The organism is Ensifer adhaerens, assembly GCF_002940685.1.
In the GTDB taxonomy this organism is placed as follows: domain Bacteria; phylum Pseudomonadota; class Alphaproteobacteria; order Rhizobiales; family Rhizobiaceae; genus Ensifer; species Ensifer adhaerens_E.
Genome location: NZ_PNFP01000003.1, coordinates 382484 through 400465, shown reverse-complemented (window position 1 = coordinate 400465; position 17982 = coordinate 382484). Strand labels below are relative to the sequence as shown.

At 62.8% G+C, this 17982-nt stretch carries 15 protein-coding genes; 7 read left to right on the top strand and 8 right to left on the bottom strand.

The genetic code is table 11. The annotated features are described in order from the left end of the window. Positions 1 to 3: 3 nt before the first annotated feature. The 4 genes from C1A35_RS07860 to C1A35_RS07845 are packed head-to-tail and all read left to right on the top strand — an operon-like array spanning position 4 to position 4379. Positions 4 to 918 carry an ABC transporter permease gene (locus tag C1A35_RS07860; RefSeq protein ID WP_104663935.1) on the top strand — a complete coding sequence of 305 codons (915 nt, stop codon included), beginning with the start codon at positions 4 to 6 and terminating at the stop codon, positions 916 to 918. 11 nt (positions 919 to 929) lie between these two features. Further along, positions 930 to 1853 carry an ABC transporter permease gene (locus C1A35_RS07855; RefSeq protein WP_104663780.1) on the top strand — a complete coding sequence of 308 codons (924 nt, stop codon included), beginning with the start codon at positions 930 to 932 and terminating at the stop codon, positions 1851 to 1853. After that, a complete protein-coding gene (locus tag C1A35_RS07850; RefSeq protein ID WP_104663779.1) occupies positions 1846 to 3465 on the top strand; it encodes a dipeptide ABC transporter ATP-binding protein in 1620 nt (539 codons plus the stop codon). The genes C1A35_RS07855 and C1A35_RS07850 overlap by 8 nt, the downstream gene beginning before the upstream one ends. Before the next feature lie 32 nt (positions 3466 to 3497). Continuing rightward, a complete protein-coding gene (locus tag C1A35_RS07845) occupies positions 3498 to 4379 on the top strand; it encodes a dihydrodipicolinate synthase family protein (protein WP_104663778.1) in 882 nt (293 codons plus the stop codon). 168 nt (positions 4380 to 4547) lie between these two features. Here the strand turns inward: C1A35_RS07845 and C1A35_RS07840 are convergent, their stop codons facing one another. After that, positions 4548 to 4967 (bottom strand): MEKHLA domain-containing protein, encoded by a 420-nt coding sequence (locus C1A35_RS07840; RefSeq protein ID WP_104663777.1) that lies wholly within the window; start codon positions 4965 to 4967, stop codon positions 4548 to 4550. Between the two features lie 149 nt (positions 4968 to 5116). After that, positions 5117 to 7132: a transcriptional regulator gene (locus tag C1A35_RS07835; protein ID WP_104663776.1), complete on the bottom strand. Its 2016-nt coding sequence runs from the start codon at positions 7130 to 7132 to the stop codon at positions 5117 to 5119. 79 nt (positions 7133 to 7211) lie between these two features. Here C1A35_RS07835 and C1A35_RS07830 point away from each other — a divergent pair, with 79 nt between their 5' ends. From C1A35_RS07830 to dtd, 3 genes are all read left to right on the top strand, one after another. After that, positions 7212 to 8300, top strand: a complete 1089-nt coding sequence (locus C1A35_RS07830; RefSeq protein WP_104663775.1) for a PLP-dependent cysteine synthase family protein — start codon at positions 7212 to 7214, stop codon at positions 8298 to 8300. Positions 8301 to 8312: 12 nt separating this feature from the next. Beyond that, entirely contained in the window at positions 8313 to 9815 is a 1503-nt protein-coding gene (locus C1A35_RS07825; protein ID WP_104663774.1) for a pyridoxal phosphate-dependent decarboxylase family protein, read from the top strand. 592 nt (positions 9816 to 10407) lie between these two features. Then, complete coding sequence (gene dtd, locus C1A35_RS07820) at positions 10408 to 10851, top strand: D-aminoacyl-tRNA deacylase (RefSeq protein ID WP_104663773.1); 444 nt, start codon at positions 10408 to 10410, stop codon at positions 10849 to 10851. A 116-nt stretch (positions 10852 to 10967) separates the two neighbouring features. On the opposite strand, the gene C1A35_RS07815 is transcribed toward dtd, so the two are convergent. From C1A35_RS07815 to C1A35_RS07790, 6 genes are all read right to left on the bottom strand, one after another. Then, positions 10968 to 11864 carry a LysR family transcriptional regulator gene (locus tag C1A35_RS07815; RefSeq protein ID WP_104663772.1) on the bottom strand — a complete coding sequence of 299 codons (897 nt, stop codon included), beginning with the start codon at positions 11862 to 11864 and terminating at the stop codon, positions 10968 to 10970. Between the two features lie 57 nt (positions 11865 to 11921). Next, positions 11922 to 13454 carry an ABC transporter ATP-binding protein gene (locus C1A35_RS07810; RefSeq protein ID WP_104663934.1) on the bottom strand — a complete coding sequence of 511 codons (1533 nt, stop codon included), beginning with the start codon at positions 13452 to 13454 and terminating at the stop codon, positions 11922 to 11924. A gap of 5 nt (positions 13455 to 13459) precedes the next feature. Then, positions 13460 to 14392, bottom strand: coding sequence for an ABC transporter permease (locus C1A35_RS07805; protein ID WP_104663771.1), 933 nt, complete (start codon positions 14390 to 14392; stop codon positions 13460 to 13462). Between the two features lie 80 nt (positions 14393 to 14472). Next, positions 14473 to 15567 (bottom strand): ABC transporter permease, encoded by a 1095-nt coding sequence (locus C1A35_RS07800; RefSeq protein ID WP_104663770.1) that lies wholly within the window; start codon positions 15565 to 15567, stop codon positions 14473 to 14475. 70 nt (positions 15568 to 15637) lie between these two features. Beyond that, positions 15638 to 16621: a BMP family ABC transporter substrate-binding protein gene (locus C1A35_RS07795; protein WP_199772889.1), complete on the bottom strand. Its 984-nt coding sequence runs from the start codon at positions 16619 to 16621 to the stop codon at positions 15638 to 15640. Between the two features lie 60 nt (positions 16622 to 16681). Then, a complete protein-coding gene (locus tag C1A35_RS07790) occupies positions 16682 to 17977 on the bottom strand; it encodes an amidohydrolase family protein (protein ID WP_104663768.1) in 1296 nt (431 codons plus the stop codon). Positions 17978 to 17982: the final 5 nt, after the last annotated feature.

The following is a 17982-nucleotide window of genomic DNA, read 5'->3' as shown; positions in this document are numbered from 1 at the left end:
GCCATGCTGAAATTCGTTCGAACACGCGCCGTGGCCAGTCTGATTTCGCTCGTCGGGCTGCTTGTCATGGTCTTCTTCCTGTCGCGGTTGACGGGTGATCCGGCGGCTTTGTTCCTGCCGGTCGAGGCTTCCGCCGAAATGAAGGAGCAGTTCCGCGAACTGCACGGTCTGAACGATCCGCTGCTGGTGCAGTTCACGCGCTATGTCGGCGACGTCGTCACCGGTGATTTCGGCGAGTCCCTGCGCAAGGCGCGCCCGGCGCTGGACGTGGTGCTCGAAGCCTTCACCTGGACGCTTTGGCTTGCCGTCATCACCATGACGCTGGTTGCCGGTGCTGCGATCGTCGTCGGCTCGCTTGCCGCCTTCCGCGCCGGCGGCTTCTTCGACCGGCTCGCCTCCGTCATTTCGCTGATCGGCGCCTCCGTTCCTGATTTCTGGATTGCGATCGTCGCGATCGTCGTCTTCTCGGTCAATCTCGCCTGGCTGCCGACGTCGGGAACGGGTTCGCTGCTGCACTGGATCCTGCCGATCGCGGTTCTGTTCATCCGGCCCTTCGGCATCATCGTCCAGGTGGTGCGCGGCTCGATGATCGGCGCGCTTTCCTCGGCCTATGTAAAGACGGCCCGCGCCAAGGGCGTCAAATCCGGTCCCATCATCTTCGTGCACGCCTTGCGCAACGCCATGCTGCCGGTCATCACGGTGCTCGGCGACCAGGCCGCAAGCCTGTTGAACGGTGCTGTTATCGTCGAAACGATCTTCGGCTTTCCCGGCGTTGGCAAGCTGATGATCGATTCCATCCTGCAGCGCGATTTCAATGTCGTGCTTGCCGCCATTCTCGTCACGGCGCTGGCGATCTTCCTGATGAACCTGTTGATCGACCTTGCTTATGCGCTGCTTGATCCGCGCATCCGGCATTGAGGAGACGGCCCATGACCCTTGTGACCAACGACAGCGTCATCCTCGAAGAGCCGCCTTTCGTAACGCGGATGTGGCGCATGCTGCTCGCCGACAAGTTTGCCCTTTGTGCGGTGATCTTCCTCGTCTTCATCCTGATCCTTGCGATCATCGGGCCAAGCTGGCTCGGGGACCTTGCAACCAAGCAGAACCTGCGCGGGCGCAACGCCGCCCCCTTCGATTGGCAACGCGGATGGGTCTGGTGGATGGGGGCCGACGCGCTCGGCCGGCCGCTGCTTGCCCGCATCATCGTCGCGACGCAGAACACGCTGATGGTCGCGGCCGGTGCCGTCGCTCTTTCCGCGGTCGCCGGAACGTTCCTCGGCCTGATTGCCGGTTTTTCTTCGCCGCGCGTCAATCAGGTGATCATGCGCCTTGCCGACGTCATCATGTCGTTCCCGTCGCTGCTGATCGCGGTGATCGTGCTCTACATCCTCGGCTCGTCGATCCTCAACCTGATGCTGGTTCTCGCGATCACCCGCATTCCGGTCTATCTCAGGACGACGCGCGCCGAGGTGCTGGAAATCCGCGAGCGCATGTTCGTCCAGGCGGCACGCGTGATGGGCGCGTCGAAGAACCGCATCCTCTTCCGTCACATCCTGCCTGTGGTTCTGCCGACCTTGACGACGCTTGCGACGCTCGACTTCGCCTACGTCATGCTCGCCGAAAGCGCGCTGTCCTTCCTCGGCATCGGCATCCAGCCGCCCGAAATCACCTGGGGCCTGATGATCTCGCAAGGCAGGCAATACCTCACCAATGCGTGGTGGCTGTCCTTCTGGCCGGGGCTTGCCATCATTCTCACGACCATGTCGCTCAATCTGCTCTCCAACTGGCTGCGCATCGCGCTCGATCCGGTGCAGCGTTGGCGCCTCGAAATGAAGGGTCACAAGAATGGCTGACCATCTGCTGGAAGTCCGCAACCTCTCGGTCGAGTTCCACACCGCCGTCGGCGTGGTCAAGGCGGTCCGCAACATCTCCTATCACCTCGACCGCGGCGAGACGCTGGCGATCCTCGGCGAAAGCGGGTCCGGAAAATCGGTCTCCTCGTCGGCGATCATGAACCTGATCGATATGCCACCCGGCCGGATCAGTTCGGGAGAAATCCTGCTCGACGGTGTCGACCTGCTGACGATGCCGGCGCATGAGCGGCGCCAGGTGAACGGACGCCGGGTCGCGATGATCTTTCAGGATCCGCTCAGCCACCTCAACCCGGTCTATACCGTCGGCTGGCAGATCCGCGAGGCGCTCACAACCCACGGAACCGCCGCCGCCAAGGCTGCCTCGGAAGCGCTGCGCCTTTTGACACGGGTCGGCATTCCCGAGCCCGAGCGCTCGCTCGGCAAGTATCCGCACGAGTTTTCCGGCGGCCAGCGACAGCGCGTGATGATTGCCATGGCACTTGCGCTTCGCCCGGATCTGCTGATCGCCGATGAGCCGACGACGGCGCTCGATGTCACTGTTCAGGCCGAGGTGCTGGCGCTCCTCGAGGAGTTGCAGCAAGAGACCGGGATGGCGATCTTGATCATCACCCATGATCTAGGTGTTGTCGCGGAAGTCGCCGACCGCGTCGTGGTGATGGAAAAGGGCGTGCTGGTCGAGACCGGTACCGTGCGTGAGGTCTACAAGAATCCGCAGCATCCCTACACGAAAAAGCTGATTGCGGCAGCCCCCGGCAAGGGTGACATGCACGCGCCAGCCGCCCGGGTCGAGCCCGTTCTGTCGGTCCACGACGTGCGCAAGCGCTATGGTTCCTTCGAGGCGCTGAAGGGCATTTCCTTTGACCTCATGCCCGGCGAGACGATGGCGGTCGTCGGCGAGAGCGGCTCCGGCAAATCGACGCTTGCGCGCATCCTGCTGCGTCTCGACGAACCGGACAGCGGCAAAGCCCTGTGGAAGGGCCGCGATCTCTTCACCATGTCTCCGGCCGAACTCTACAAGCTGCGCCGGGACCTGCAGATGGTGTTCCAGGATCCGACGCAATCGCTCAATCCGCGTATGACGGTCTATCAGCTGATCTCCGAGGCCTGGGTCATCCATCCGGATATCTTGCCGAAGGCGCGGTGGCGCGAGCGCGTGGCCGAACTATTGATGCAGGTGGGGCTTGGCCCGGAACACATGGGCCGCTACCCGCACCAGTTCTCTGGCGGCCAGCGCCAGCGCATTGCGATTGCCCGCGCACTCGCACTCGAACCGCAACTGATCATCTGCGACGAGGCCGTTTCGGCGCTTGACGTCTCGGTGCAGGCTCAGGTGATCGCCCTGCTCGACAAGCTGCGCAAGGAAATGAGTATCGCGTTTATTTTCATTGCCCATGACCTGCCGGTGGTTCGCGATTTCGCCGACCACGTCATGGTCATGCAGAAGGGCAATGTCGTCGAACTCGGTACCGTGCGCGACGTGTTCGAGACGCCGCGGCAAGACTATACGCGCGCGCTGCTTGCGGCCGGCCTCGACCCCGATCCCGACGTTCAGGCCGAGCACCGCGCCGCCCGTCTCCAGCGCGCCTCTTGAGACGCGAGATTATTCATTCAAAGGACGATCGAATGACCAAACAAGCCTATGTCGCGCTCGTGACCTGCTTCAACGAGGACGAAACGATCAACTACAAGGCCACGCGCGCCCAGGTCCGTCGCCAGGTGGAAGCCGGCAACAACATCATGTGCGCCGGCACCAATGGTGACTTTTCCGCGCTTACTTTCGAGGAGAAGGTCCGGCTCACCGAAGAAGTCGTCGACGAGGTCGGCGGCCGTGTAAGGGTGATCGTCAATGCCGGCATGCCGGCGACCTTCGAGACGCTGAAGCTTGCGCGCGAATTCGACCGCATCGGCGTCGACGGCATTGCCGTGATCACGCCCTTCTTCATCGCCTGCACGCAGGATGGTCTTATCCGCCACTTCTCGATCGTGGCCGATGCCGTGAAGACGCCCGTCTACCTCTACGACATTCCGGCTCGCACGCAGAACCACATTGAACCGGAGACCGCCCGCACGCTCGCGGGCCACGGCAATATCGCCGGTATCAAGGATTCGGGTGGTGCAAAGGAAACGCTCGAGGCCTATCTGAAGGTTGCCAAGGAGGTCGAGGGGTTTGAAGTCTATTCCGGTCCTGACCATCTCGTGCTCTGGGCGCTTGAGAACGGAGCCGCCGGCTGCATTTCGGGCCTTGGCAATGCCATGCCGCAGGTGCTTTCCCGCATCCTGAAGGCCTTCAATGCCGGCGACATTGCCGAGGCAGAGAAGCAACAGGCGACCTTTGCCGCCTTCCGAACCGATCTCTATGCGCTGGGCTTTGCTCCTGCCATGGTCAAGCGAGCCCTCTTTCTGCAGGACGCTTCAGTCGGCGCGAGCCGTCAGCCGGCGCTGCTGCCGAACAAGGAACAGGACGATCAGATCGCCGAAATCCTTGCGCGCTACAGCCTTCTGTGATGGTCGGCAAAGGTAGGGGCAAAGTCCGAACGGACGATGAGTCTAACGCTTATTCCGCGAGCCGATGAACCACCCAGCGGCAATCACACAAGAGTGGCGCCCCGAGGCTGGAAACGTAGATTTCCTTGAAGGAGCGCCGCAGTCCCGTGGCGAAGATTAGGTGCTGCGTTACAGGTCTTTCCACCTATGAAAGACGGCGGCCTGACCGAAACATTCGCCGCCGGGGCGCACAAGTTGCCAGACGGTCGCCTCCTCGATCCAGAACCTGCGCCCGGATTTCGCGATGCGAAGGCCGCGATAGTTGTCGATGAACCCCTGGGAAGAAACGCTCTCCAGAAAGCGCTGCCTTTCTTCGCGCTCAGGGGCTTGCGCAGAAAGGCGCGAAGGCATCCCTACCATTTCGTCCCAGCTATACTCGAAGCAATCCTGGGCGGTTTTGTTGGCGTAAATGAAGCGAGGATCATCGGATCGATCGTGCGCAAGGACGGCGAACGGCGCGCTCTCGTAGAGCCATCTGCTACTCGCCGCCGGGTCGATAAGGTTTCGGCCCGTCAGCTGTCGAAAGCTTGCAATGATCAGCAGGTCGATTTCTTACGCATCATGATCCGACATCAAATCCGTTCCCCAGTGGCATTCTGCAGGTGCCCGAATCCTACCTTGGAGGCCGCCGAACAATACTGGATCCGCAGGCAGGCGATAGCCGCCCCTGGCTCTTCGAACCCGTTCTGTCCGATCACTCAGGTCGCAAGCCCGATCAAGGCCGCCGCCTCACGATATCGGGCGATGACGTCGGGCGTGAAGTGGAAGGTGTCGAGGAAGTTGTCCGTTCGGTAGTTCGGGTTCTGGAGGCGAATGCGGGCGGCGTAGCCGCGGGCCTCGCCGAGGCGTCCGGCGAGTGCGAGGCAGTGGGCGGCGATCGCCAGGATGTGGACATGTGCATTCGGGCGGGCGGCCGCCTTGACGGCCCAATTGGCCGCTTCCTCAAAGGCGCCGAGCCGGATGAGGGCGATCGCCCGAGTGCCGAGCATGCCGAAGAGCAGGGGATCGTAGGGGCTCAAGAGACGTGAATGATCGGAAGCGGCGATCGCCGCTGCAGGGTCGCCGGACTGCGAATGCACGAAAGCGAGTGCATAGTGGCCAAGCGCGAAGTTGGGGCTCAAATGGACGGAGTGCTCCAGTTCGCGCACTGCCTGGTCGTGATCGCCGGTCAACCAAAGGGCACGCCCCATCGACCAGTGCGCAGCCGGGTTTTGGTCGTCGACCAGCAGGCTCTGCCCGGCGGCCCTGAGCGCCTCCCGGGTCTCTGCTTCGCGGTCGCCCCAGCGCTGGAACGCTCTTTGCCAATGGGTGAAGGAGAGCCCCGCATGGGCGCGCGAGAAGGTCGGATCGAGGCGGGTCGACTGGCGGAAGAACTCGGCAGCGCGGGCGTTTTCCTCGGCCGTGAAGCGAAACATGTGCCAGAGCCCGCGGTGATAGGCCTCCCAGGCATCGAGCGAGTCTGGATGTTTCAGGATCGCCCGGTTGCGTTCTTCGTTCTCGATTTCGGCGGCGATGGACGAGACGATGCTGTTGCCGACCTCGTCGACGAGGGCGAAGCGCTCCGCAGAGCGGGCCTCGAAGCGCTCGGTCCAGATGATATGGGCGGTTACCGCCTCGGCAACCTCCACCGTCACGCCTATTCCGTGATCGTGTCGCTCGAGGAAGCCGGTCGCGATGTAGTCGATGCCAAGGCGGCGACCAATCTCCTGCAGTTCGAGCCCTTCGTCCGCGATGGCAAAGACAGAGCCACGGGCAATGACGAAAAGGCTGCGCAAGCGCGCGAGTTTGCTGATGACGTCATGCGCGATCGCGCTGCCCAAATCGTGCTGGCCCGCCAGGCCAGGGGAAAGATCGCGGAACGGCATGACGGCGATCGAGGCGCGGCGTGAGGCCGCCATTTGAACGGGCTCGACCGGTCCGCTGCCTTCCGAATTGATCGTGACGGCCGATTGCCGAGGCGGGCGCTGGAGATGCACCCATGCCGCGCGGACCGGTTGAAAGTCCTCGCCCTCATCGGCAAAGAGGCGTGCCGCGGTATGGAGATGCCGATCGCAGGCGTCGGTCATTCGCCGGTGGAACAGTTCCGAAAGGAAACGGATATTGGCTCCGGGGTCGAGCGGCGCGCGCTCAAGCCATTGCCGGGCCGCCGGTAAGCCGTCCTCACTACCGACAGGTGTTCTCCTGCCGATCTCTGCCGCAATCTCCAGCGCGTAGAGACGAAATTCGCTCCTGAGCGACGTCAGCCAGTGTGCGAAGGCGGGACAGTTGTCGATGTCGACGCCTTCAAGGAGGTCGCCGCCGCATCGCTCAGCGATCGTTCGCAACGTAGGCAGATCCAGGTTGTTGATCCCGCGCCGCCTTGCCTCTTTGAGGCGCCGCACGTCGACGTCATCGCAGTTGCCAAGGTCGAGCGAAATCTCGTCGCCCGCGGCGATCACGCGCCTGCGGCCATCGGCGTCGATGAGCGATCGCAGCTTACTCAGGCTCCAGCGCAATTCTCCGCGCGGATCGCTCGGCCCGTCCCAGAGCAGATTACAGAGCCGCTCACGGGAAACCGGACCGGGCGTGAGCGCCAGATAGGCGAGCAGCGCGCGGACCTTGCGCGACGGCGGCAGGGTCACGAGCACGCCACGGCGCAAGAGTTTCATCGGTCCGAGGAGCCGCAGTTCCAGCTCCGGCGCCGAAAAATCCACGTCCGGGCCATCCGTTTCCATGCGCACTCCCACGCGGGCTCCCACGCCCGCACTTTAGCATCGCTTGCGTAACCTGGCATCCGGAAGAGTGAGAGAACCCATGCCCACGAATTCAGGACAGAGAACCACGAGCGGCCGCGGGCGGCTTTTTGACAGCGTGCTGGAGACGATCGGCGACACGCCGTCGATCCGCGTCAACAATCTCGGCGTCGAGAACGCAACCATCTATGTAAAGGCTGAGTTCTTCAACCCGGCTTCGTCGGTGAAGGACCGGCTGGCGGTTGCGATCATCGAGGAGGCCGAACGCAGCGGCAAGCTGAAGCCTGGGCAGACCGTGGTCGAGGCGACCAGTGGCAACACCGGTATCGGACTGGCGATGGTCTGCGCGCAAAAGGGCTATCCGCTCGTCGTCACGATGGCCGATAGTTTTTCGGTCGAGCGTCGCCGACTGATGCGCATGCTGGGCGCCAAGGTCGTGTTGACGCCGCGCGCGGAGAAGGGTCTCGGTATGTATCGCAAGGCGGCCGAGCTCGCCGAGAAGAACGGATGGTTCCTCGCCCGGCAGTTCGAGACCACGGCCAACGCCGCGATCCATGAAGCGACGACCGGCCAGGAGATCGTCAACGACTTTGCCGGCTCCCGCCTCGACTATTTCGTTACCGGCTACGGCACAGGGGGAACGCTCGTCGGCGTATCCCGTGTTCTGCGCCGCGAACGGCCGGAGACGAAGATCGTGCTTGCCGAACCCGCCAACGCGCAGTTGCTCGGCAGCAGCCATGTGCAGCAGCGCGGCACGGGCGGTGCACCGGCAGCAAGCCACCCGGCCTTCGAGCCACATCCGATCCAAGGCTGGACACCCGACTTCATACCGGATGTCCTGCAGGAGGCGATCGATCGCCACTACTATCACGAACTCGTCCCGATCGCCGGTCCGAAGGCGCTGGAATGGGCAAAGGCGCTTGCCCAGAAGGAGGGCATCTTTACGGGCGTTTCGGGCGGCGCAACCTTCGGCGTTGCGCGCCAGATCGCGGAGCGCGCGCCAGCAGGCTCGGTGATCCTCTGCATGCTGCCTGACACCGGCGAGCGCTACCTGTCGACGCCGCTGTTCGAAACGATCCCCGCGGACATGGATGCCGAGGAGATGGAGCTGTCGCGCTCCACGCCCGGCTTCCAGCTCGCAGCCGAGTAGAGGGAGGAAACAATGGAAGCGCAATCGCTGGACTGGAGCGAAGGATCGGTGAAGCGGCCGGAAAATCTGGCCCCTGCCGAAACCCTCGACCCGCCGGACTGGGCGTCCATTGCGGCGCTCGCCCACCGGGTGGTCGACGACGCCGTCGAGCACGTCGGCCAGGTGCGCCAGCGTCCGGTTTGGCGGCCGCTGCCGGAGGAGGCCGAGGCACTGTTTCGTGCGCCGGTCCCGGATAAACCGACGCCGATCGATGACGTATACAGCCTGGTCAAGGACACGGTGCTCGCCTATCCGATGGGCAACATCCACCCGCGGTTCTGGTCTTGGTACATGGGCTCGGGCAACTTCACCGGCGCACTCGGCGATTTCCTTGCTGCGGTCCAGGGTTCCAACCTTGGCGGCGGCCGCCATGCCGCAGCCCTCGTCGACCAGCAGGTCGTCGGTTGGCTGCGCGACATGATCGGCTTTCCCGAGACGGCGAGCGGTACGCTGGTCAGCGGCGGTTCGGTGGCGAATCTTATCGGGCTGACGGTCGCTCGAAACGCCATGGCGGGGATCGATCTGCGCGAGGAGGGGGTTGCAGCCCTCAAGCAGCCCTTGCGTTTCTACGCTTCAGACCAGGTTCATTCCTGCCACCGCAAGGCGGTCGAAACGCTCGGCCTCGGCAACAAGGCACTGCGACGGATCCCGAGCGATAGCCGCTACCGGATCGACCTTGCGGCTTTGCGCGCAGCAATCGCCGAGGATCGCGCGCTAGGCTTCAGACCCGCCTGTGTCATCGGCACGGCTGGTACGGTCAATTCCGGCGCGGTCGACGATCTCACCGGCCTGGCCGGGATCGCCGCCGAGGAGGATCTCTGGTTCCATGTGGACGGATGTATCGGCGCGTTGCTGGCGATCGCGCCTGAGAACGCCTGGCGCGTAAAGGGTATCGAACGGGCCGATTCCGTCGCTCTCGACCCGCACAAATGGCTGCATGCCCCGTTCGAGGTCGGTTTTGCGCTCGTCCGCGACCGGACGAAGCATCGGGAGACCTTCGCTGTATCGCCGGAATTTCTGCAGGGCATGCCGCGCGGCATCGCCTCCGGTCCGTGGCTTCACGAATTCAATCTGCAGACCAGTCGCGGCTTTTCGGCGCTCAAGGTCTGGATGGCGCTGATGGAACACGGCGTTGCCAAGTTCGGTCGGCTGATCGACCAGAACATCGCACAGGCCACCTACCTCGCCGACCTTGTGCGCGCGCATCCGCCGCTGGAGCTTATCACCGAGCCCGAGATCAACATCGTCTGCTTCCGCTATGCGCCGGAAGGTCTGAGCGAGGAGCGGCTGAAAGAGATCAATCTCGAGATCATGCTGCGCCTGCAGGAAACCGGGGTGGCAGCGCTCTCCGACACGACGATCCGGGGGAGACACTGCTTGCGCGCGGCGATCTGTAACCATCGCACGCGCGCGGAAGACCTCAGCTTGTTGATCGCTGAGGTGTTGCGGCTTGGCAGGGAGGTTGCACGGTCGTGATCGCCTTGCTCGAGCGAGCTGAGCCTTTTCGCACCAGTACTTGACCGATCAAACCGCAGGCGAACTCTGGCGCAGCGCGACTTCTTCGGCGCTCATGGCTTCGACCGTATCGACGGTGCCGACAGCCACCACGGCCCGTGGGGCAGCGGCGCTTAGCCCCTGCGCACAAGGGCGGAGCAGTTGGCTTCGTCATGGGCGAGAGAATTTGACATGCTCGTTGGCTGCTGTCGACAGGCGCTGCTGTGTTCGGGTGCGACTAGATAGACGGGTGAAGGTACTTATCGGCCCTCAGGAGTTCGAGCCGCAGTTCTTCAAGGTTCTCTTGAGAATCAACGGGATCATCCCCCCTGCCTCAAGGACGTGTAGTTCCAGTTCTGTCTCGACAGCCGCCTTGCACTGTTTCGCGCCGTGAGGCGCAAACAACAATGAATGAGCTGCTCCAAAGTGCCAGCTCGCTACGTCCCGAACGAACCGACGCCTGAAGCTGCGGGGCGTTCGGGTGTGTCCTGCTTTGGCGCAGGGTTATGGACAAAGCTTGCTTGTGCCGCTTCGGAGCCGATAAGAGCGGGAAGCCAAAGGGAGAATCGGCGCCATGAGAGCACTTATCCAGCGCGTTTCATCTGCGCGCGTGAGCGTCGACGATGCGGTTACGGGCGAGATCGGCAATGGTTTGTTGGTCTTCGTCTGTGCGATGAAGGGCGACACAGAAAGGGAAAGCGAATGGCTGGCGCGCAAGATCGTCAACCTGCGCATCTTCAGGGACGATGCAGATCGCATGAACCGTTCGCTGGTCGATGTCGGCGGCTCGGCGCTCATCGTCAGCCAGTTCACATTGGCCGCTGAGACGAAAGGAAACCGACCGGGCTTTTCTACGGCTGCGCCGCCGGAGGAGGGCAAACGCCTGTATGAGAATTTCTCCGCCAACGTCTCGGCCCATGGCGTTGCCGTTGCGAACGGCGTCTTCGGCGCCGACATGCGTGTGGAGTTGGCGAACGACGGTCCTGTAACGATCTGGCTCGACACGACGTCCGGCTAGCCTGCCCCGCGGACCAACCGGCTCCACGCCCTCTAGAAGCACTCAGCCACTATCAGTCCTTTGCGAACACCCCCGCAAAGACACTCGCGTTTTTCATCCTAAGGTCTCGCCTGCGCTCACGTTTGTTTCGCAACACTGGCAATGAAAGCGGCCTTCAAATGCTCGGCGGCGGGTGAAAGGCTGTGATGACGACGCTGCAGAAGCGACACGTCACGCATGACGACGGGGTCAATGAGATCGACCGTGGTCACCCCGACGGCCGAGGCGAGCTGTCCGGAATTTTCCGGTAGGATCGAAACGCCCATTCCGGCGGCTATCATGCTGATGGCCGTCGTTGAAAACCGGACCTCGTACGTTGGCCGGTAATTCGGCACCACCCGCATGAGGTTGTGCTCGACGATGTTGCGCAACGGGTTCGAGGCCGCGAGCGTGATGAGCGTCTCGTCCTTGAGCTCGGCCCATCGTACCGACTTGCGTTTGGCAAATCGGTGATTCTCGCGGCAGACCAGCATCAGCTTGTCGCTCAGCAGCCGAGTGGCGGCGATCTCAGGGTCTTCCTCCGAAAGGGTGCCGATGGCGATATCGACCTCATGGCGCTTGAGCGCCGGGGTTATCTGCTCTTCGGGCATGTCGCGAATGTTGACGGAGATTTCCGGATATTTGCTCAGGAATCTGGCGATGATCGGCGGCACCACCGTTGCGGCAAGCACGATCGCAGCGGCGATCGTCACTTGCCCTCGCTTCAGTGTGGCGTTGTCGCGCACGTCGCCAACGGCAAGCTCTAGGTCCTTCAGGATCTTGCGCGCCTGGGGCAGGAACTCCTGTCCAACCAGGGTGAGGGAGACCATGCGCGTGTGCCGGTCGAACAGACGCACGCCTATCTCCCGTTCCAGATCCCGGATGAGGATGCTGACTGCAGACTGGGTGAGATGGAGGTTGCGTGCGGCGATGTTGAACTGGCCGAGCTCGGCCACTGCGATGAAGGCCCTGAGTTGCCGCAGGGTTATGTTCATGTAGGCGCGGCCTCCCGTTATCTCGCTCCCATCAAAGCCTGTCAGACCTTAACTTGTCTACCCCGCAAGTGCCGGTTCATCCTTGTTGCCAGCCATCAGCAGGCCGAGTTCGTCGAGACGGGTGCGGTCTGGCGGCAATTCGCCAAGAATCTCGCCATGGAACATCACGAGGATGCGATCGCAAATCGCAAACAGCTCCTCCAGTTCCGTGGAGATCAGCAGAATGGCGCGGCCGCTGTCGCGCTGGCGCAGCATCTCCTCCATCACGAACTCCATCGCGCCGATATCGATCCCGCGCGCAAGCTGATTGACGAGGATGAAATCGGGATCGCGCGCCAGCTCTCGCGCAACGACGAGCTTTTGCTGGTTCCCGCCCGAAAGTGCTGCGATCGGCTGGTTCTCGTCCCGGCTCTTCACGCGAAAGCGTTTGATCAGGTCGCGGGTGTGCTCGCCGATGACCCTGCGGTTGAGCATGCCACCCGTCGCGAAAGGCTTCCGGTCGTAGCGTTGGAGAATGGTGTTTTCGCTCAACGACAAAGGCAGCACGATGCCGTGTTTATGCCGGTCTTCCGGAATGTGAGAAAAGCGCCGGGCATTGATCTCGGCCGGGTCGAGCCCGGTTATGTCGTTTCCGTTGAGAATGACGCGCCCGGCATCAACCGGCAGGAGGCCCGAAAGTGCTAGCGACAGTTCCGTCTGGCCGTTGCCGGATACGCCGGCGATGCCGACGATTTCGCCGGCGCGCACATCGAGGCTCACGCCGCGCACCGCCGGAAGGCCGGTCTCGGCGCGGCAGGTGAGGTTTTCCACCGAAAGCACGATACGACCGGGGGGCTTAGGGCTACGCGGCAGCTCCATGCGCACGTCACGACCGACCATCATGCGCGCGAGCTCACGCGCATTCGTCTCCCCGACCCTGACCGTATTGACGACGCGGCCGTCACGCATGACGCTGATGCGATTGCTGACCCGCATCACTTCGTCCAGCTTGTGCGAAATGAAGACGACGGTCTTTCCGTCCTTCACGAGATCGCCCATCAGCGAAAGGAGACGGTCGGTCTCTTGCGGGGTGAGAACGGCGGTCGGCTCGTCAAGGATGAGCAGGTCGATACCGTGGAACAGCACCTTTAAGATTTCCACCCGCTGCTGCTCGCCGACCGAGAGGTCTTCGACGATTGCGTCGGGTCGTACGTCGAGCGCGTAGCGCTCGGAAAGCGCGCGGATCTTTCGATGCACCGATGTCATGTCGGAAATGACACTGAGCGCCGAACCCTGGCCGAGGATGTAGTTTTCCGCCACGGTCAGGTTCGGAACCAGCATGAAGTGCTGGTGCACCATGCCGATGCGCTGGCGGATCGCGTCGCGCGGGCTTGCAAAGCGCACCGATTGCCCCTTGTAGACGATATCGCCCTCATCCGGCCGGACCATGCCGCATATCATGCTCATCAGCACGCTCTTGCCGGCGCCGTTTTCGCCGAGCAGCGAATGGATCTCGCCTTCCTCGATTTCGAGCGAAACGCCGTCGCTGGCGACGATGGGGCCGAAACGTTTGCGGATATTGTCGATGCGCAGGAATGGTTTTACCGACATGTCGATCACCTCATCTCGTAGGGCTGGCCAAGCTTACTGGGTGCAGCACCCTTGCCGCGGAAGGCGACCAGCGTGACGATTGTCATGATGTAGGGAAGCGCCTGCAGCACTTGGTAGGGCACGACGATGGACGCCTGCGCCTGGAGCATGAGCTGCAGGGCGTAAAAGAGGCCGAAGAGCAGCGAGACGAAGAAGGCGCCGATCGGCGACCAGCGGGCAAAGACGACGACGGCAAGGGCGATGAAGCCGCGGCCCGAGGTGATGCCTTCGACGAACTGGTTGGAATGGCCGAGCGTCAGGAACGCGCCACCGAGCCCGGCAAGCCCGGTACCGACGAGCACGGCGGCATAGCGGTAGCCAACGACGCTGCGACCGGAGACGTCGACGGCCTTCGGGTGCTCGCCGACGGAGCGAAGCGTCAGGCCGAAGGAGGTGCGATAGAGCACCAGGGCGGCGAGAATGGCGACCAGCACAGTGGAATAGACGATGAGATTTTGGCGGAAGAACGCCTCGCCCAGAAAGGGCAGATCGCTCAGCCACGGTATGTGGACCGGCTGGGCGATTTCGATGCCCTTGCCGGTCGAAACGTAATAGGTGCGAAAGAGGAAGGCCGTCAGGCCCATCCCGAGCAGGTTGAGTGCCGCGCCGACCACGATCTGGTCCGCCTTGATGGAGATCGTGAAGAAGGCGAAGACAAGTCCGAACAGCATCCCACCGGCAATGCCGGCCAATAGCCCGAGCGGAATGTTGCCGGTAGCCGCGGCCGCAGCGAAGCCGCAGAAGGCGCCGACGAGCATCGTGCCTTCGAGCCCGATGTTGAGCACGCCTGCGCGCTCGGAAAAGACCTCGCCGATCGAGGCGAAGATGAGCGGCGTGGCAAGCCTCCAGGCGGCGCCGACGAGCGTCGCGAGAAAGGTGAGAGAAATCATGTCGTCCATGGGGTCGACCCTCCAGGAATATCGCCAAAGGTTTTGTTTTCCCGCGGGCGGTCTAAAGCCATGCGGGAGTTTCCATGCTTTCAAGCCACAGTCCTGAGGATGTCGCGCAGTTTTGCGAAGGCGACGACCGAGAGGATGACGATGCCCTGAATGACCAGCACCAGGACCTGCGGGACCTGCGAGGTGATCTGGAGGACTTCCGAGCCGGAGCGAAGCGTCGCAAAAAGCCCGCCCGACAGGATCGCCGCCAGCGGATTGTTGCCCGCCAGAAGCGCCACCGCGATGCCTTCGAAACCATAACCCGGCGAGATGTTCTGGTAGAGCCGGCGTGTGACGCCGGCGACCTCGAAGGCGCCGGCAAGGCCTGCCATCGCGCCGCTGATGCACATCGCGATCATCACGTTGCGCGCGACGTTCATGCCGGCATAGCGGGCGGCATGCGGGTTGAGACCGACGACGCGCAGCGCAAAGCCGCGGCTGCTTCTTCGCAGGAAAATGTAGAGCGCAACCGCCAGAACCACCGCGACGAGGATGCCGATGTGAAGCCTAAGGTCGCTCACCAGACGTGGCGTCCAGGCTTCGCGCACCAGCCTTGCCGATTGCGGATAGGCAGCACTCGCGTCGCGCATCGGACCGGTGACGAGATAACTCGTCAAAATGAGGGCAATGTAGTTGAGCATGATTGTGGTGACGATCTCGCTCGCCTGGAAACGCACCTTCAGGTAGCCGGCTATGCCGGCCCAGGCAGCGCCCGCCAGTGCTCCGGCCAACATCACGAGCGGTGCGTGAACCCAGACGGAAAGACCATCGATGCTGGTACCGACAAGGGTTGCGGCGATCGCGCCGACATAGAGCTGGCCTTCGGCGCCGATGTTCCAGATCGAACAGCGAAAGGCGACGCAGAGCCCCGCACCGATCAGGATCAGCGGTGTCGCCTTCAGGAGAATTTCTCCGACCGATCGCATGTCCTGGAACGAGCCGAAGACCATGACGGTGACGACGTCACTGCCGTTGAAGCCGTTGAGCCATAGCAGGAGAGCGCCGAAGGCGAGTGCGACCAGTACCGCCGCGATGGGTGCCAGGGCGCTGATCGCAGCCTGCGAGAGCGTCCTGTAGAAAGCTTGGGCTGCTTGAGAATTCACGGTCTCACGCACTCCCTGGTTTATCTCAGCCATGGGTGTGTCCGGATTTTGGTGTGACGCGGGAAGGGCTGCGGCCGGATTTCCTGCCGCAGCATGGAGCCGGCTATTCTGCGCCGGTCTTGATCTCGCCGGCGGCGATCTTGGCGCTGATTGCCTTGACCTCGGCGCGGACATCCTCCGGCACGGAGACCGGGCCGTCGTCGCGGAAGGTGAACGAAATCACCTTCGGGTCCTTCAGGCCAAAGACCACGTTTTCCGCCGGCGGGTGGCCATCCTTGATCGCGCGAACCACTTCGACCACGCCTTGAGCATAATCGGCGACATAGAGCCCCAGGATGTTGTTGGGTGCTACCTCGGTAAAGTCGCTGAAGATCGAAAAGGACCGCACGTCCGGGCCGGATTCGGCAATCGCCTGGTAGCCGCCGACGGTGGCACCCGAAGCGTTCGGCACGACGAAGTCAGCACCTTGCGAAATCATGCTCAGCGCTGCTTCCTTGGCGGCTGTCGTATCGGTGAAGTTGCCGATATAGGCTTCGCTGATCGGGAAGTCCGGATTGACGCTTTTTGCGCCATTCTTGAAGCCGGCGAAAGCCTGCTGGATCGGCGGGATTTCCATGCCGCCGACAAGGCCCGCCTTGCCACCCATTTTCGCAGCGATCACGCCCATCAGGTAGAAGGGCTGGCTGGTGTCGGTGTTGAGCCCGATGACGTTGCCCTCGTGGATCGCGCTCGACGAAATCAGGAAATAGGTGTCCGGGTAATCGACGGCGACGTCCCGCGCGGCGTCCTGGAATTCAAAGCCGTGCCCGAGGATGACCTTGTAGCCCTGGCTGGCATAGTCGCGAAACGCCTTCTCGAACGAGGCCGGATTCTGTTGCAGCTCGACATAGCTGATCTTGGCGCCGAGCTGTTCCTCGACGCCCTTGAGCGCGTTGTAGCCGATCCGGTTCCAACCCTCTTCGGAAACGCTACCAGGCACGAGCAGACCCATCTTGAAGTCTTCGGCCTGTGCGTGGTCCAGCCAGAGCATTCCGGCAAGGGCCAGTCCGAGCGTGGACGCAAGCAGTGAACGACGCGAAATCTCAATAATCATTTCATTCCTCCCATTAGATTGAAGTTCCAATCCCCCCGGAGCAGCCGTTCCCTTTTATGCGTCCTCCTTCAGGCGGATATTTTCAGTCGTGCTCTGCGAGACAAGGCGCCCGTTAGAGAAGACGAAAGCCCGATCCGGACCGCCGGCAACCAGCGTGTCGGTATCGATGCAGTCGGTAATGACGAAGTCGGCGCGCGCGCCGGGCTTCAGGCCATAGTCCTTCGCAAGCCCCATCAGCCGGGCAGGGGCGGCCGTGATCATGGTGTGCGCGGCGGCGAGCTCGTCTCCGCGCAGGTGGCCGGCAAGCAGGGTCCAGCGGGCGATTTCCAGCATGTCGCCCGAGCCGGTCGGAACGAACGGATCCTGGATGTTGTCCGATGCGGTGGCGATGGTGATGCCTGCGCGATAGAGTTCGGCGACACGCGTCAGTCCGCGCGGCGGCAGAACGTCGTAGTCGCGGCCTTGCAGATAGAGGTTTGCGGCTGGCAGCGTCACGACGCCGACGTTCAATTTGCCCAGACGCTCGGCTATCCGTTGGAAATCGCGGCGCGGCAGGGCGCTCAGCACCGAGACGTGGCTGAAGATGGTGCGCCCCTGCATGCCGAAGCGCTCGACGCGATCGAGCGCGGCGTCGATGAGATGCACGCCGGCATTGAGGTGTTCGTCGAGATGCAGGTCGATCGGCTTGCCGGATTTCACCGCGGCGGAAAACAGGATGTCGAGGTAACGCGGCGGGTCCTCGGAAACGGCGGGCGTTCCGCCGACAGCGTCGGCAAGTGCCACGGCGCCGTCGATGTTCTTGCCGAGCCATTCGAAGTCCTGGCCGGGATGCGGCGTCATGAAGGCGACGAGCTGTAGCGTGATGCGGTGCTTTTCGGCATCGCGAATGGCGGCCAGCGTCTCGATGCCATGGAAACCGGCATCCTTGTCGACGTTGATGTGGCTGCGGATCGCGGTCGTGCCGCGGGAAAGACATCGCCCGATCGTGCGCGTCGCGCGCTTGTGAATGTCGTCGGGGCCGGCGGTGCGGGCGTATTTCGCAAAAGCTTCGCGGGCGCCCTGGAGCGTGCCGGAAGGATTGGGCGTAAACCGCAGCACCCCCGTCTTGTCGAGATGCTGGTGCGCGTCGACGAAGCCCGGCGAAACGAGCATGCCGGAAATGTCTATGCAGGCGCCGCAGGAGCCGGTGTCGAGAAAGGGCTCGACGACCGTGATGCGCCCGTCGGCGCCGACGATGATATCGCTTGCCGACTGCGAGCCATCGTCGTGGATCACGGTTCCGCCCGTGAGAGCAAAGGACTGACCCGGGATCAGTCTTGCGAGCAACGCAGCTGGATTTTCACGTACCATGTCGT

What these genes read in the sequence shown, in the direction of transcription:
- C1A35_RS07830 (WP_104663775.1), top strand. Translation starts at nt 7,212, where the DNA reads ATGCCCACGAATTCAGGACAGAGAACCACGAGCGGCCGCGGGCGGCTT.
- C1A35_RS07825 (WP_104663774.1), top strand. Translation starts at nt 8,313, where the DNA reads ATGGAAGCGCAATCGCTGGACTGGAGCGAAGGATCGGTGAAGCGGCCG.
- dtd (WP_104663773.1), top strand. Translation starts at nt 10,408, where the DNA reads ATGAGAGCACTTATCCAGCGCGTTTCATCTGCGCGCGTGAGCGTCGAC.
- C1A35_RS07850 (WP_104663779.1), top strand. Translation starts at nt 1,846, where the DNA reads ATGGCTGACCATCTGCTGGAAGTCCGCAACCTCTCGGTCGAGTTCCAC.
- C1A35_RS07845 (WP_104663778.1), top strand. Translation starts at nt 3,498, where the DNA reads ATGACCAAACAAGCCTATGTCGCGCTCGTGACCTGCTTCAACGAGGAC.
- C1A35_RS07815 (WP_104663772.1), bottom strand. Translation starts at nt 11,864, where the DNA reads ATGAACATAACCCTGCGGCAACTCAGGGCCTTCATCGCAGTGGCCGAG.
- C1A35_RS07855 (WP_104663780.1), top strand. Translation starts at nt 930, where the DNA reads ATGACCCTTGTGACCAACGACAGCGTCATCCTCGAAGAGCCGCCTTTC.
- C1A35_RS07860 (WP_104663935.1), top strand. Translation starts at nt 4, where the DNA reads ATGCTGAAATTCGTTCGAACACGCGCCGTGGCCAGTCTGATTTCGCTC.
- C1A35_RS07805 (WP_104663771.1), bottom strand. Translation starts at nt 14,392, where the DNA reads ATGGACGACATGATTTCTCTCACCTTTCTCGCGACGCTCGTCGGCGCC.
- C1A35_RS07790 (WP_104663768.1), bottom strand. Translation starts at nt 17,977, where the DNA reads ATGGTACGTGAAAATCCAGCTGCGTTGCTCGCAAGACTGATCCCGGGT.
- C1A35_RS07800 (WP_104663770.1), bottom strand. Translation starts at nt 15,567, where the DNA reads ATGGCTGAGATAAACCAGGGAGTGCGTGAGACCGTGAATTCTCAAGCA.
- C1A35_RS07810 (WP_104663934.1), bottom strand. Translation starts at nt 13,454, where the DNA reads ATGTCGGTAAAACCATTCCTGCGCATCGACAATATCCGCAAACGTTTC.
- C1A35_RS07835 (WP_104663776.1), bottom strand. Translation starts at nt 7,132, where the DNA reads ATGGAAACGGATGGCCCGGACGTGGATTTTTCGGCGCCGGAGCTGGAA.